Raw genomic sequence first — 14,976 nt, 5'->3', positions numbered from 1 at the left:
GGCGGCGCCGCGCCGGCCGCTGCGGATCGGCAACGCGTCCGGTTTCTACGGGGACCGCTTCGACGCCGTCCGGGAGATGCTGGCCGGCGGCCCGCTGGACGTGCTGACCGGCGACTACCTGGCGGAGCTGACCATGCTGATCCTCGGCCGCGACCGGCTGAAGGACCCGTCCGCCGGGTACGCGAGGACCTTCCTGCGGCAGCTGGAGGACGGCCTCGGCCTCGCCCACGAGAAGGGCGTGCGGATCGTCGCGAACGCCGGCGGGCTGAACCCGGCGGGGCTGGCCGGCGCGATCCGCGAACTGGCCGCGAAGGCGGGCCTCCCGGTCTCGGTCGCCCACGTCGAGGGCGACGACCTGATGCCGTACGGCGACGGGGCGGCGGCCGGGGCCCTCACGGCGAACGCCTACCTCGGCGGCGCCGGCATCACGGCCTGTCTGCGGGCGGGCGCGGACGTGGTGGTCACCGGCCGGGTGACGGACGCGGCCCTGGTCAGCGGGCCGGCCGCCTGGTGGTTCGACTGGGCGCCCGACGACTGGGACCGGCTGGCGGGGGCCGTCGTCGCGGGCCACGTCCTGGAGTGCGGCGCCCAGGCCACCGGCGGCAACTACGCCTTCTTCACCGCGCACGACGTCCGCCGCCCCGGCTTCCCCCTGGCGGAGGTCGCGGAGGACGGCTCGTCGGTGATCACCAAGCATCCGGGGACGGGCGGCGTCGTCACCGTGGGCACGGTCACGGCCCAACTGCTGTACGAGACGCAGGGCGCCCGCTACCTCGGCCCCGACGTGACCGCCCGCCTGGACACCGTCCGGCTGGCCGACGCCGGGCCCGACCGGGTCGCCGTCAGCGGGGTCGTGGGCGAACCGCCGCCGGACACCCTCAAGGCGGGCGTCACCCGGATCGGCGGCTGGCGCAACGAGGTGGTGTTCGTCCTGACCGGCCTGGACATCGAGGCGAAGGCCGCCCTGGTGCGGGCACAGATGGCCGACGCCCTCGTCGGCGTGGCCGCCGCGGACTGGACCCTGGCCCGCACCGACCACGCGGACGCCGGCACGGAGGAGACGGCCAGTGCCCTGCTGCGGCTGGTGGTGCGCGACCCGTCCGCCGACCGGGTGGGCCGCGCCCTGACCGGGCAGGCCGTCGAACTCGCCCTCGCCAGCTATCCCGGCTTCCACGTGACCGCCCCGCCGGGCCCGGCCCAGCCCTACGGGGTCTTCGAGTCCGCGTCCGTACCGGCGGACGCGGTGTCCGCGGTGGCGGTCCTCCCGGACGGCACCCGCACCCCGGTCCCCCCGGGCGGCCCCACGGCCCCCACCCGGAACCGGGCCGCCGGTGCCGGAGGCCTTGCCCACCAGCACGAGCGAGCCGGCGTCGGCGAAGGCGGCGGGGCGATCGGCGGCCGTACCGGGCCCACCCGCCGGGCTCCGCTCGGCCTGGTGGCCGGGGCCCGGAGCGGCGACAAGGGCGGCGACGCCAACGTCGGCGTCTGGGCGGAGTCCGACGCGGCCTGGGACTGGCTGCACGCCACCCTCACCGTGGAGCGGTTCCGGGAGCTGCTCCCGGAGACCCGCGGCTTCCCCGTCGCCCGGCACGCGCTGGCGAACCTCCGCGCCCTCAACTTCACCGTCACCGGCATCCTCGGCGCCGGCGTCGCCTCCGCCCACCGCTTCGACCCCCAGGCCAAGGCCCTCGGCGAATGGCTGCGCGCCCGGCACCTCGACATCCCCGTCCACCTCCTGCCCGCCCCGGAGGAGACCGGCCCATGACCCGTCTCGGTACCGCCCTCGACCCCCGTTCCCCCGAGTACGCGGCCGCCCGCACGGCCGCCCTCGAACGCCTCACCGCCCTCGACGCGGAGCACGGCAAGGCCCTCCTCGGCGGCGGCGAGAAGTACACCGCCCGCCACCGCGCCCGCGGCAAACTCCTGGCCCGCGAACGGGTCGAGCTGCTCCTCGACCCGGACACCCCGTTCCTGGAGCTGTCCCCGCTCGCCGCCTGGGGCAGCGACTACCCGGTCGGCGCGTCCATCGTCACCGGCATCGGCACCGTCGAGGGCGTCGAGTGCGTGATCACCGCCAACGACCCGACCGTCCGCGGCGGCGCCTCCAACCCCTGGACCCTGAGGAAGGCCCTGCGGGCCAACGAGATCGCCCGGCAGAACCGCCTGCCCGTCATCAGCCTCGTCGAGTCCGGCGGCGCCGACCTGCCCTCGCAGAAGGAGATCTTCATCCCGGGCGGCGCGATCTTCCGCGACCTCACCCGGCTCTCGGCCGCCGGCATCCCGACGGTCGCCGTCGTTTTCGGCAACTCCACCGCCGGAGGCGCGTACATCCCCGGGATGTCCGACCACACCGTCATGATCAAGGACCGTTCGAAGGTGTTCCTCGGCGGCCCGCCGCTGGTCAAGATGGCCACCGGGGAGGAGAGCGACGACGAGTCCCTCGGCGGGGCCGACATGCACGCCCGCACCTCCGGCCTCGCCGACCACCACGCCGTCGACGAGCACGACGCCATCCGCCAGGCCCGCCGGATCGTGGCCCGCCTGGGCCACCGCCGCGCCCACCCCGCCCCGCCCCGCGCGCCCGAGCCCCTGTACGACCCGGAGGAGCTCCTCGGCATCGTCCCGGCGGACCTCAAGACCCCCTTCGACCCGCGCGAGGTCATCGCCCGCATCGTCGACGGCTCCGACTTCGACGAGTTCAAGCCCCTCTACGGGCCCAGCCTGGTCACCGGCTGGGCGGCCCTGCACGGTCACCCGGTCGGCATCCTCGCCAACGCCCAGGGCGTGCTGTTCAGCGCCGAGTCGCAGAAGGCCGCCCAGTTCATCCAACTCGCCAACCAGCGCGACATCCCGCTGCTGTTCCTGCACAACACCACCGGCTACATGGTCGGCAAGGAGTACGAGCAGGGCGGCATCGTCAAACACGGCTCGATGATGATCAACGCGGTCTCCAACTCCCGCGTCCCGCACCTGTCCGTCCTCATCGGCGCCAGCTACGGGGCCGGCCACTACGGCATGTGCGGCCGCGCCTACGAACCCCGGTTCCTGTTCGCCTGGCCCAGCGCCAAGTCCGCCGTCATGGGCCCCCAGCAGCTGGCCGGCGTGCTGTCGATCGTGGCCCGCCAGTCCGCCGCCGCGAAGGGGAAGCCGTACGACGAGGAGGCGGACGCCGGGATGCGCGCCTTCGTCGAGGCGCAGATCGAGTCCGAATCCCTGCCGATGTTCCTGTCCGGGCGGCTGTACGACGACGGGGTCATCGACCCCCGCGACACCCGCACCGTCCTCGGCCTGTGCCTCTCGGCCGTCCACAACGCCCCCGTCGAGGGCGCCCGCGGCGGCTTCGGCGTCTTCCGGATGTGAGCCCGCCCATGACCTCGACCACTCCCACCACGACGGCCACCGCCGCCACCGCCGCCACCGCCGTCACCACGTCCGCGGCCGCCGCGGGTCCCGCCGCTGCGGACTCCGCCGACCTCTCGGCCCCCCTGATCACCTCGGTCCTCGTGGCCAACCGCGGCGAGATCGCCGTCCGCGTCTTCCGCACCGCCCGCGCCCTGGGCCTGGCCACCGTCGCCGTCCACTCCGACCCCGACGCCGACGCCCTGCACGTCCGCGAGGCCGACGCGGCCGTACGCCTGCCCGGCGCGGCCCCCGCCGACACGTACCTGCGCGGCGACCTCGTCATCGAGGCCGCCCTGGCCGCCGGCGCCGACGCGGTCCACCCCGGCTACGGCTTCCTCTCCGAGAACGCCGGCTTCGCCCGGGCCGTCCTCGCCGCAGGCCTGGTCTGGATCGGGCCGCCGCCCGAGGCCATCGAGGCCATGGCCTCCAAGACCCGCGCCAAGGAACTGATGCGGGCCGCCGGGGTGCCGCTCCTCGACCCCGTCGACCCGGCCGGCGCCACCCGCGCCGACCTGCCGCTGCTCCTGAAGGCCGCCGCGGGCGGCGGCGGGCGCGGCATGCGCGTGGTCCGCGACCTGCACGAGTTGAAGGCCGAACTCGACGCCGCGGCCGCCGAGGCCCGGTCCGCGTTCGGCGACGGCGAGGTCTTCGCCGAGCCCTACGTCGAACGCGGCCGCCACATCGAGGTGCAGGTCCTCGCCGACGGACACGGCACCGTGTGGGCGCTCGGCACCCGGGACTGTTCCCTCCAGCGCCGCCACCAGAAGGTCATCGAGGAGGCCCCGGCCCCAGGCCTGCCCGACTCCCTGCGCACCGCCCTCCACGAGGCCGCGGTCGCCGCCGCCCGGGCCGTCTCCTACCGGGGCGCGGGCACCGTCGAGTTCCTCGTCACCGCCGACGGCCGCCCGTACTTCCTGGAGATGAACACCCGCCTCCAGGTGGAACACCCCGTCACCGAGGCCGTCTTCAGCCTCGACCTCGTCGCCCTCCAGATCCGTGTCGCCGAGGGCGCGGCCCTGCCCCCGGAGCCCCCGGAGCCCGCCGGGCACGCCGTGGAGGCCCGCCTGTACGCCGAGGACCCCGCCGAGGACTGGCGCCCGCAGACCGGCACCCTGGCCACCTTCCGCATCCCGGCGCCCCCCGCCGTCCCGCCCGCGCCCGCCGCGGTCCGCGTCGACACCGGGTACGCCGACGGCGACCCCGTCGGCATCCACTACGACCCCATGCTCGCCAAGGTCATCGCGCACGCCCCCACCCGCGCCGAGGCCGTCCGCGCCCTCGTCCGCGCCCTGTCCGCGGCGCGCATCCACGGCGTCGCCACCAACCGCGAGCTCCTCGTACGTTCCCTCACGCACCCGGAGTTCACCGCCGCCCGGACCGACACCGGGTTCTACGAGCGCCACCTCGGCGCCCTCACCGAGCCCGCCCCGGACGCCGGTCGGGCGGCCTCGCTGGCCGCGGCCGCCGCCGCGCTGGCCGCCGCCGCGCCCGCCGCGGACGCCCCGCTCACCGCCCGCCTCGGCGGCTGGCGCAACGTCCGCTCCGCCCCGCAGTCCCGCAGCTACCGGGTGACCGGCGGCGGCCGCGGCACCGATACCGGCACCGATACCGGCACCGGCACCGACACCGACAGCGTGTACGAGGTGCGCTACCTGCCCTCCCACAGCGGGCCGCCCCAGCTCGTGGACCACCCCGGCGTCCGCGTCCTGGCCGCCGAGCCGCACCGCGTCGTCCTCGAAGCCGACGGCATCCGGCGCGTGTTCCACGTGAAACAAAAATCGAACAACAGGGATGCGGTAGCAGCCGAGGAGGTCTACGTCGACACCGCGCCCACCCCCGCCCACCCCGCCCCGAACGCCCACACCCTCATCCCGGTCCCCCGGTTCACCGACCCTCAGGACCGCACCCTTCCCGGCTCCCTGCTCGCCCCCATGCCCGGCACCGTCGTCCGCATCGCCGAGGGCCTCGCCCCCGGCAGCACCGTCACCGCCGGGCAGCCGCTGCTCTGGCTGGAGGCCATGAAGATGGAGCACCGCATCGTCTCGCCCGCCTCCGGCACGCTCACCGCGCTCCACGCCGGCCTCGGCCACCAGGTCGAATTCGGCGCCCTGCTCGCCGTAGTCCAGGAGGCACCGCAGCCATGAGCCCCGCCACCGCAACCCCCCTCGAAACCGAGGAACACCAGGCCCTGCGCGCCGCCGTCGCCGCCCTCGGGCAGCGCTACGGCCGCGACTACTACGCCCGCATCACCCGCGAGGGCGGCCACCCCGACGAACTGTGGGCCGACGCCGCCAAACTCGGCTACCTCGGCGTCAACCTGCCCGAGGAGTACGGCGGCGGGGGCGGCGGCATCGCCGAACTCTCCATCGTCCTGGAGGAACTCGGCGCCGCCGGCTGCCCGCTGCTGATGATGGTCGTCTCGCCCGCCATCTGCGGCACCGTCATCGCCCGCTTCGGCACCGACGCCCAGAAGCGGGCCTGGCTCCCCGGCCTCGCCGACGGCTCCCGCACCATGGCCTTCGGCATCACCGAGCCCGACGCCGGATCCAACTCCCACCGCATCACCACCACCGCCCGCCGCGACGGCGACACGTGGGTCCTGACGGGCCGCAAGGTGTTCATCTCCGGCGTGGACATCGCCGACGCGACCCTGATCGTCGGCCGCACCGAGGACGCCCGCACCGGCACGCTCAAGCCCTGCCTGTTCATCGTCCCCCGCGACACCCCCGGCTTCGGCCGCTCACCCCTCGACATGGAACTCCAGGCCGCCGAGAAGCAGTTCGAGCTGGTCCTGGACGAGGTACGGCTGCCCGCCGACGCGCTGGTCGGCGACGAGGACGCGGGCCTGCTCCAGCTGTTCGCTGGCCTGAACCCCGAGCGCATCATGACCGCCGCCTTCGCGATCGGCATGGGCCGATTCGCCCTCGCCCGGGCTGTCGACTACGCCCGGACCCGGCAGGTCTGGAAGGAGCCGATCGGCGCCCACCAGGCCATCGCCCACCCCCTCGCCGCGGCCCACATCGACCTGGAACTGGCCCGCCTGATGATGCAGAAGGCGGCCCGCCTCTACGACCTGGGCGACGACCTGGCCGCGGGAGAAGCCGCCAACATGGCCAAGTACGCTGCTGCCGAGGCCTGCGTGAAGGCGGTGGACCAGGCGGTCCACACCCTGGGCGGCAACGGCCTCACCCGCGAGTACGGACTGGCTTCCCTCGTCACCGCCTCCCGGGTGTCCCGCATCGCCCCCGTCAGCCGCGAGATGATCCTCAACTTCGTCTCGCACCAGACCCTGGGCCTGCCCAAGTCGTACTAGCCGCACCAGCCGGCCGGGCCGGTACGGCGACCGCCCCCAGTGCGGCCGCCCCCGGCCCCGCCGGAGCCGGACCGGACCCGCTGAGAAGGAGCGGCATGGAGCCCCTCGTCAAAGCCGCGCACGCGCACGGCATCACCACCCTCACGCTCGACTCCCCGGCCAACCGCAACGCGCTCTCCGCGGCCCTCGTCGGCGAGCTGCGCGCGGCCCTCGCCGCGGCGGACGCCGACCCCGCGGTCCGGGCCGTGCTCATCACCCACACCGGCGGCACCTTCTGCGCCGGGGCCGACCTGAAGAACCCCTTCGACCCGGCCGACTTCCTCGCCCTGCTGCACGAGATCGCCGCACTGTCCCGCCCGGTCGTCGCCCGGGTCACCGGCCACGTCCGGGCGGGCGGCCTGGGCCTGCTCGGCGTCTGCGACATCGCCGCCGCCGGGCCGCAGTCCACGTACGCCTTCACCGAGACCCACCTCGGCGTGGTCCCCGCCGTGATCTCCGCCCCGTTGCTGCCCCGCCTGGACCCGCGCGCCGCGTCCCGCTACCTGCTGACCGCGGAGGCCTTCGACGCCGCAGAGGCAGCCCGGATCGGTCTGCTCACCCTGCACGGCGAGGACGTGGACCAGGCCCTGGCCCCCGTCCTGGCCGGGTTGCGCAAGGCCGGTCCGGAGGCCCTCGCCGCCACCAAGCGGCTGGTCAGCGCCCCCGTAAGGGCCGCCCTGGCGCAGGACGGCGAGGCACTGACCCGGCTGTCGGCCCACCACTTCGGCTCCGCCGAAGCCCGCGAGGGCATCGCCGCCCGCTTCGAGCGCCGGAATCCGTCGTGGGCGCTGTGACCCGCCCGACGGCGGCAGCGGCCGCTGCCCAGGCGGCGGACGGCCCGGCGGCGGCCGGCCCGCCGGCCGAGGGCCAGCCGGGGAACCTGCCCAAGCAGGCCCGCAGCCGCGTCACCCGCCGCCACCTGCTGGACGCTGCCATCACCTGCCTCGCCGAACACGGCTGGGCGGGCTCCACCGTCGCGGTCGTCGCCGAACGCGCCGGGGTTTCCCGGGGCGCCGCCCAGCACCACTTCCGCACCCGGGAGGACCTGTTCACCGCGGCCGTGGAGTTCATGGCCGAGGAGCGCTCGGCAGCGTTGCCCGAGCTCCTCCGCGACAGCACCGGCGCCGGCGCGGCGGCCGGCAGTGGCCGCGCCGCGGTCGTCGAGGCCCTGGTCGACCTGTACACCGGGCCGATGTTCCGGGCCGCCCTCCAGCTCTGGGTCGCCGCCTCGCACGAGGAGCAGCTGCGCCCCCGCGTCGCCGAGCTGGAGGCCCGCCTGGGCCGCGAGACCCACCGGATGGCCGTGCAGCTGCTGGGCGCGGACGAGTCGGTGCCCGGGGTGCGGGAGACCGTGCAGGGCTTCCTCGACATGGCCCGCGGTCTGGGCCTGGCCAACGTCCTGACCGACGACACGGCCCGTCGGGCCCGCGTGGTCGCCGAGTGGACCCGCATCCTCGACGCGACCCTGGGCTGACCCCCGGGCCGACCCCGGGCCGCCGGGGCCACGCCACGCCGGGCCCGCAGGGCCCCGTACACGCGCCGGGGGCGCCGCGTCCGTCTCCGGATGCGGCGCCCCCGGCGGTCGGCCCCTCGACCGTCGGCCGGTCAGGCCGTCCTGGCGATGTCCGCGTAGCCGTCGATCTCCTGCGGGTTGCGCTTGCCCGGCCCGATGTAGCGCGCCGACGGGCGCACCAGGCGGCCCGTCCGCTTCTGCTCCAGGATGTGCGCCGACCAGCCGGCGGTACGGGCACAGGTGAACATCGAGGTGAACATGTGTGCCGGGACCTCCGCGAAGTCCAGCATGATCGCGGCCCAGAACTCCACGTTCGTGGCGAGCACCCGGTCGGGGCGGCGGGCGTGCAGCTCCTCCAGCGCGGCCTTCTCCAGCGCGGCGGCCACCTCGTAGCGCGGCGCGTCCAGCTCCTTGGCGGTGCGGCGCAGTACGCGGGCGCGCGGGTCTTCGGCCCGGTAGACCCGGTGTCCGAAGCCCATCAGCCGTTCGCCCTTGTCCAGGGCCTTCTTCACGTACGCCACCGCGTCGCCGGTGCGCTCGATCTCCTCGATCATGCCGAGGACGCGGGACGGCGCGCCGCCGTGCAGCGGTCCGGACATGGCGCCCACCGCTCCGGACAGGGCGGCGGCGACGTCGGCGCCCGTGGAGGCGATCACGCGGGCGGTGAAGGTGGAGGCGTTCATGCCGTGCTCGGCGGCCGAGGTCCAGTACGCGTCGACGGCCTTGACGTGCCGGGGGTCCGGCTCGCCCCGCCAGCGGATCATGAACCGCTCGACGACGGACTCCGCCTTGTCGATCTCCCGCTGCGGGACCATCGGCAGGCCCTGTCCGCGGGCGGACTGGGCGACGTACGACAGCGCCATCACGGCCGCGCGCGCCAGGTCGTCGCGGGCGGTCTGCTCGTCGATGTCGAGCAGCGGTTTCAGGCCCCACACGGGGGCGAGCATGGCGAGGGCGGACTGGACGTCGACGCGGATGTCACCGGAGTGGACAGGGATCGGGAAGGGCTCGGCGGCGGGCAGGCCGGGGTTGAACGCCCCGTCGACCAGCAGGCCCCACACGTTCCCGAACGAGACGTGGCCGACCAGGTCCTCGATGTCGACTCCGCGGTAGCGGAGCGCTCCGCCTTCCTTGTCGGGTTCGGCGATCTCCGTCTCGAACGCGACGACTCCTTCGAGCCCGGGTACGAAGTCGGACATCAGGCGGCTCCCTCAGATAGTGCGAACACGCGCGGTTACCGGCGTGACTCGCGGCGGTCCGGCGCGGTCATCCCCGTTGATGCCCGGTACGGCCGGAGGCCACCCGTGCGGGGGCTCCTGACCGGCCCCAAGATTTTGGCGGTTGGGGATGCCAGGCGGAAGCGTGACATACGGCACACTCGCAGGAGCACTCCTGCGGCAGGATGGCACGCGTGACCGACATGGATCTTGATCCCTCCACCATGCGCAAGCAGTACCGCTCGGAGATCGTCCGCGAGGACAGTCTCGACGGGGACCCGATGCGACAGTTCGCCGTGTGGTTCGGGCAGGCCGCCGACTCGCACCTCTTCGAGCCCAACGCGATGGTCGTATCCACCGCGACGCCCGACGGCCGGCCCAGCTCCCGCACGGTGCTGCTGAAGGCCTTCGACGAGCGGGGCTTCGTCTTCTACACCAATTACGGCTCCCGCAAGGGCCGCGAGCTCGACGCCAACCCGCACGTCGCCCTGCTGTTCCCCTGGCACCCCATCGCCCGCCAGGTCATCGTCATGGGTACGGCCGAGCGGATCGGCCGCGACGAGACGGCCGCGTACTTCCGCTCCCGCCCGCACGGCTCCCAGCTGGGCGCCTGGGCCAGCGAGCAGTCCCGGGTGATCGCCTCGCGCGCCGAGCTCGACCAGCGGTACGCGGAGCTCGCGGCGCGGCATCCGGAGGGCGAGCAGGTCCCGGTGCCGCCGGAGTGGGGAGGCATCCGCGTCGTCCCGTACGAGGTGGAGTTCTGGCAGGGCCACGAGAACCGGCTCCACGACCGGCTCCACTACGTCCTCGACGGGGAGAAGTGGCGCATCGAGCGCCTGTGTCCGTAGCCGCGGACAGCAGACGACCCGCGGGCTCGGGTTCTCTCCTGCAGGTAAGAGAAGCCGGCCGGACGTGCCGGCGAGCCCGCGGGTCGGGTGACTGCTTGGGATTGGCGCCGGGCGGCTTCCGCCGGGCACCGCACTGGGTGCGTTGCGACGACGGGCCCTTAGCCCGCAGTCACCTCACGCGTCCGGTAGTCGTACATTTCCGGAACCACCTCCCTTCTCGTGTACCGCAGACATTAGGACGCTTCCGTGGCCGTCTCAAGTTATTTATTTCGGGACGATTCGGGGAATGCGGTGTGGGCTGCGTCACGTTCCAGTTCAATGATCTGACGTGCCGCACACGCGAACACCTGCAGGGGGTGCCAGGTGAGTGCTTCCGGACGTGGACAACCCACCGACGATCTGCTCGCAGCGCTGCTGGACGGGATGGACGCGGCCCTGTGCGCGTTCGACTCCGACGGGGTGATCACCCACTGGAACCGCGAGGCCGAGCGGATCCTGGGCTGGACCGCCGCCGAGGCGGTGGGCCGCAAGGGGTTCGCCGGGTGGGCGGCCCGGGCCGCGGACGCGGCGGACGTGGAGGACCGGCTCATGGGCGTCCAGGACGTCCCTGGCCGCCAGGTGCACGAGTTCGCCCTGCTCACCAAGGACGGCGGCCGCGTCCTGGTGCGCACCCAGTCCGCCGGGGTGCCGGGCACGGACGGCAGGCCGGCCGGCGTGTACTGCGCCTTCACCGAGGTCCACGCCCAGATCGACCTGGAGCGGTCCATCGCGCTGAGCGAGGCGCTGATGGACGACGCCTCCTGGGGCGTGGTGCTCGTCGACGTGGACCTGCGCCCGGCCGTCGTGAACGCGCACGCCGCGCGCGCCTTCGGCTCCGCGCGCACCGCCCTGCTCGGTCGCCCGCTCGGCGACCTGCTGACCCAGGGCGCCGAGGAGCTGGAGGGCGCCCTCCAGCACGTGCTGGCCGAGGGCTCCGCGCAGGCGCCGCTGGAGCTGTGGGTGTCCGTGCGCACCCCGGAGGGGCTGCGGCGGCGCTGCTGGCGGTGCGGGTTCCTGCGGTTGGGCTCCCCGCTCGCCGAGGAGCCGGTCCCGCTCGGGGTCGGCTGGCTCTTCCAGGACATCACCGAGGCCCGCCGGACGGCGCTGGACACGGCGCAGCTGCGGTTCCGCGCCGGCCAGCTGTACCGGGCCGGGCGGTCCGCCGCCGAGTGCGAGGACCCGGGGGAGGCGGCCGCCGTGCGGTTGGACTTCGCCCTCGCCGGCTTCGCCGACCACGCGCTGCTCGACGTGCTGGAGCCGTCGGCCGACCCGGACCGCCCGCCGCGGCTCGTCCGGCACGCCGTGTCGCCGCCGCCGCTGTCGGGACAGGGCGGGATCCTCGTCCGGTACGAGCCGGGGCATCCGGCGCTGCAGGCGCTGGACCGGATCGGCTCGGTGCGGGCGACCGCACCGCGCGGGGAGGCGGCCGAGGTGTGGGCGCGGGACCGGCAGTGGCCCGACAACGCGGCGCACGTGCTGTGCACGGTGCTGCGGAGCCGGGGCCGGACCCTGGGCGTGCTGACGTTCGTACGGGCGTCCTCGCGGGCCGTGTTCGAGCGGGCGGACGCGGAGTACGCGGAGGAGGTCGCGGCCCGGGTCGCCGCCGACCTGGACCTGGCCCGGTCCGCGCCCGACAAGCCGTAGCCGGGCGGGGCCCGGCCCGGGGTCAGTGGCGGAAAAAGATCCGGTCGCCGTACTCCTGCATGACGCGGCCGTTCCACTCGTGGCCGCCGTCGACGTTGCCCGAGCGCAGCAGCGGCGGCTCGATGCCGCGTGCGGCGAGCCCACCGGCCGCCGCCGCCATCACCGCCTGCATGATCGCGCTGGTCACCACGGTGGAGGCGGGCGCGAAGGGGGCGGCGATCCCGTCGAGGGTCAGCTCGGCGTCACCAACGGCGATCTTGCTGTCGAGGACGATGTCGCAGTGGTCCTTGAGGAAGGTGCCGGAGACGTGCCGCGACCGGGTCTCCCGCGCGTACGCCACGGAGGTCACCCCGATGACGGTGAGGCCGAGGGCGCGGGCGTTCATGGCCATCTCCACGGGCAGGGCGTTCCGCCCGGACAGGGAGATGATCACCAGTACGTCGCCGGCGGTGGCGGGGCTGCTGTCCAGGACGGCCCCGGCGAGGCCGTCGACCCGTTCCAGGGCGCTGCCGAGGGTGGCGGGCATGACGTCGACGCCGGCGGTGCCGGGGACGGCGAGGAAGTTCATCAGGGCGAGCCCGCCGGCCCGGTAGACCACGTCCTGGGCGGGGAGCGAGGAGTGGCCGGCGCCGAAGGCGAAGAGCCGGTTCCCGGCCGCGACGGCGTCGGCGACGGCGGTCCCGGCCTCGGCGATGCGCCCGCCCTCCTCGTCCCGCACCCGTTGCAGCAGGCCGATCGCGGCATCGAAGAACTGACCGGCCAGCTTGCTCTCGCTCATTGCCGAGGCCCTTCCAGAGAGGCGGTGGGGACGGGGTGTCCGGGTCCGCCGCTCACCGTGCGGTCCGGACCAAGGGCGTGTCAATACGGGCGTCAACCCGGGCCCCGCGGCCCCGCTGCGGGGTCGGGGCTTGGCGAAGGCGCGGGACGGTTGTCCGTCCGATGCGTCAGAATTGGGGACAGGGCCAGCGCACGATATCCGAGGGGCACGAATGTCCGGACTGATCGACACCACGGAGATGTATCTCCGCACCATCCTCGAGCTGGAAGAGGAAGGCGTGGTCCCCATGCGCGCCCGGATCGCCGAACGGCTCGACCAGAGCGGGCCGACGGTGAGCCAGACGGTGGCGCGGATGGAGCGCGACGGTCTGGTGGCCGTGGCGAGCGACCGGCACCTGGAGTTGACGGATGAGGGCCGCCGGTTGGCCACGCGCGTGATGCGCAAGCACCGGCTCGCGGAGTGCCTGCTGGTCGATGTCATCGGCCTGGAATGGGAGCAGGTGCACGCGGAGGCCTGCCGCTGGGAGCACGTGATGAGCGAGGCGGTGGAGCGACGCGTGCTGGAGCTGCTGCGCCACCCCACCGAGTCGCCGTACGGGAACCCGATCCCGGGCCTGGAGGAGCTGGGTGAGAAGGCCGAGGCCGACCCGTTCATCGAGGACGGCATGGTCAGCCTGTCGGACCTGGAGCCGGGCACCGAGGGCAAGACGGTGGTCGTGCGCCGGATCGGCGAGCCCATCCAGACGGACGCCCAGCTGATGTACACGCTGCGCCGGGCGGGGGTGCAGCCCGGTTCGGTCGTGAGCGTGACCGAGTCGCCCGGCGGTGTGCTGGTCGGCAGCGGCGGCGAGGCCGCCGAGCTGGAGGCGGAGATCGCCTCGCACGTGTTCGTCGCGAAGGCCTGACCGGAGGCCGGAGAAGCGAGTGGTCCCGGCGCCTCGCGGCGCCGGGACCTTCCTCCCCTGTGCTGACCCGGAGCCCCGAGCTCTCAAGGTCATCCCCTTCGGACCGTCTTCCCCGAGCGGCCCGCCTCCCTGTTCAAAGGATCTCCATCGGCAGGGGTCGCCAATCCTTGAGCAAGGTCACTCGAAAGAGCGGTGTTGACCGCGAGAAGCCGATTTTCGAATGCGGGTTCGATAGTGTGGCGGCGAAGCGAAGGGGGTGCCTCCTCGGTGGTACGGCGCATCGATGTGACAGCGGCCGACGGCGTCTGCCTGGCCGCCTGGGAGTTCGGAGAACCGGACGCCGCCCCGCCGCCGGACCTCCCGGCGCCCCGGGTGCTGTTACTCCACGGCCTGATGGGCCGTGCCCTCCACTGGGCCGGCACCGCCCGCTGGCTCGCCCGCGGCCGCCGCGTCGTGGCCCTCGACCAGCGCGGCCACGGTGAGAGCGACCGCCCGGCCGCCGGCCCGGAGGTCCCGACCTCCCTCGGCCGCGAGGCCTTCGTCGCCGATGCCGAGGCGGCCGTCGAGCAGCTCGGTCTCGCCCCCGTCACCCTCGTCGGCCACTCCATGGGCGCCCTCACCGGCTGGCAGCTGGCCGCCCGCCGTCCGGACCTCGTCGAGGCCCTGGTCATCTGTGACATGCGCGCCTCGGCCCTCGGCGAGGCCTCCCAGCGCGAATGGGCGGAGTGGTTCCATCACTGGCCCCTGCCGTTCCCCACGCAGGACGCCGCCCGCCGCTGGTTCGGCGAGGACGACCCCCGCGTACAGCGGCCCGACCCCGGCCGCGGCGCCTTCTTCGCCGAGGTCATGCACCGCACCCCCGACGGCTGGCGCCCCCTGTTCTCCCGAAGCGACATGCTGACGGCCCGGGAGACCTGGGTCCACGACGCGCACTGGGAGGAGCTGGCCCAGGTCAGCTGTCCCACCCTGGTCGTCCGCGGCCTGGACGGCGAGCTCGGCCGCGCCGAGGCCCAGGAGATGGTCCGCGTCCTGCCCGAAGGCCGGTACGCCGAGATCCCCGACGCCGGCCACTACCTCCACTACGACCATCCGACCGCCTGGCGGGGCGTCCTGGAGCCCTTCCTCGACAGCCTCCGCCCGCAGGTGCCCCACTGACCCGGCCCCGAACGAACGCCCCGAGCGCGGGGCCCCGGACGCAGGGCCCCGCTCACGCGGAACAGGACCCCGAACACCGGGAACCGGGGCCGGGGGCGCGCCCGCCGCGCCGCCGCGCCCCCCC

General features: G+C 74.4%; 12 protein-coding genes. 10 read left to right on the top strand and 2 right to left on the bottom strand.

Annotation, left to right across the window (positions count from 1 at the left end; all coding sequences use genetic code 11):
* Positions 1-76: 76 nt before the first annotated feature.
* From ACFVGY_RS25075 to ACFVGY_RS25050, 6 genes are all read left to right on the top strand, one after another.
* On the top strand, positions 77-1,765 hold the full coding sequence (locus ACFVGY_RS25075) for an acyclic terpene utilization AtuA family protein (RefSeq protein ID WP_385681052.1): 1,689 nt from the start codon (positions 77-79) through the stop codon (positions 1,763-1,765).
* A complete protein-coding gene (locus ACFVGY_RS25070; RefSeq protein ID WP_385680945.1) occupies positions 1,762-3,360 on the top strand; it encodes an acyl-CoA carboxylase subunit beta in 1,599 nt (532 codons plus the stop codon). Before ACFVGY_RS25075 ends, ACFVGY_RS25070 begins: the two co-directional genes overlap by 4 nt.
* 125 nt (positions 3,361-3,485) lie before the next feature.
* Complete coding sequence (locus ACFVGY_RS25065; RefSeq protein WP_385681050.1) at positions 3,486-5,546, top strand: biotin carboxylase N-terminal domain-containing protein; 2,061 nt, start codon at positions 3,486-3,488, stop codon at positions 5,544-5,546.
* Positions 5,543-6,715 carry an acyl-CoA dehydrogenase family protein gene (locus ACFVGY_RS25060; RefSeq protein ID WP_385680943.1) on the top strand — a complete coding sequence of 391 codons (1,173 nt, stop codon included), beginning with the start codon at positions 5,543-5,545 and terminating at the stop codon, positions 6,713-6,715. The genes ACFVGY_RS25065 and ACFVGY_RS25060 overlap by 4 nt, the downstream gene beginning before the upstream one ends.
* A gap of 95 nt (positions 6,716-6,810) precedes the next feature.
* Positions 6,811-7,548 (top strand): enoyl-CoA hydratase family protein, encoded by a 738-nt coding sequence (locus tag ACFVGY_RS25055; RefSeq protein ID WP_385680941.1) that lies wholly within the window; start codon positions 6,811-6,813, stop codon positions 7,546-7,548.
* The gene (locus ACFVGY_RS25050; protein ID WP_385680939.1) at positions 7,536-8,228 is read left to right on the top strand and encodes a TetR/AcrR family transcriptional regulator; all 693 of its coding nucleotides are present in this window, start codon (positions 7,536-7,538) and stop codon (positions 8,226-8,228) included. The genes ACFVGY_RS25055 and ACFVGY_RS25050 overlap by 13 nt, the downstream gene beginning before the upstream one ends.
* A 131-nt stretch (positions 8,229-8,359) precedes the next feature.
* Here the strand turns inward: ACFVGY_RS25050 and ACFVGY_RS25045 are convergent, their stop codons facing one another.
* A complete protein-coding gene (locus ACFVGY_RS25045) occupies positions 8,360-9,466 on the bottom strand; it encodes a citrate synthase 2 (protein ID WP_385680937.1) in 1,107 nt (368 codons plus the stop codon).
* Between the two features lie 203 nt (positions 9,467-9,669).
* On the opposite strand from ACFVGY_RS25045, the gene pdxH reads away from it, so the two are divergent.
* Both pdxH and ACFVGY_RS25035 read left to right on the top strand, forming a co-directional pair.
* Positions 9,670-10,332, top strand: a complete 663-nt coding sequence (gene pdxH / locus ACFVGY_RS25040; RefSeq protein ID WP_385680935.1) for a pyridoxamine 5'-phosphate oxidase — start codon at positions 9,670-9,672, stop codon at positions 10,330-10,332.
* 363 nt (positions 10,333-10,695) lie between these two features.
* Positions 10,696-12,015, top strand: coding sequence for a PAS domain-containing protein (locus ACFVGY_RS25035; protein WP_385680933.1), 1,320 nt, complete (start codon positions 10,696-10,698; stop codon positions 12,013-12,015).
* Positions 12,016-12,037: 22 nt separating this feature from the next.
* Here ACFVGY_RS25035 and ACFVGY_RS25030 read toward each other — a convergent pair whose 3' ends face one another.
* Positions 12,038-12,793: an SIS domain-containing protein gene (locus tag ACFVGY_RS25030; RefSeq protein WP_385680931.1), complete on the bottom strand. Its 756-nt coding sequence runs from the start codon at positions 12,791-12,793 to the stop codon at positions 12,038-12,040.
* Positions 12,794-13,004: 211 nt separating this feature from the next.
* Here ACFVGY_RS25030 and ACFVGY_RS25025 point away from each other — a divergent pair, with 211 nt between their 5' ends.
* Positions 13,005-13,697, top strand: coding sequence for a metal-dependent transcriptional regulator (locus tag ACFVGY_RS25025; protein ID WP_179176561.1), 693 nt, complete (start codon positions 13,005-13,007; stop codon positions 13,695-13,697).
* Positions 13,698-13,964: 267 nt separating this feature from the next.
* Positions 13,965-14,852 (top strand): alpha/beta fold hydrolase, encoded by an 888-nt coding sequence (locus tag ACFVGY_RS25020; protein ID WP_385680929.1) that lies wholly within the window; start codon positions 13,965-13,967, stop codon positions 14,850-14,852.
* The last annotated feature ends 124 nt before the right edge of the window (positions 14,853-14,976 follow it).

Origin of the sequence: Streptomyces sp. NPDC127106 (assembly GCF_042677605.1) — a bacterium.
In the GTDB taxonomy this organism is placed as follows: domain Bacteria; phylum Actinomycetota; class Actinomycetes; order Streptomycetales; family Streptomycetaceae; genus Streptomyces.
This window is presented reverse-complemented; position numbering and strand designations above follow the sequence as displayed.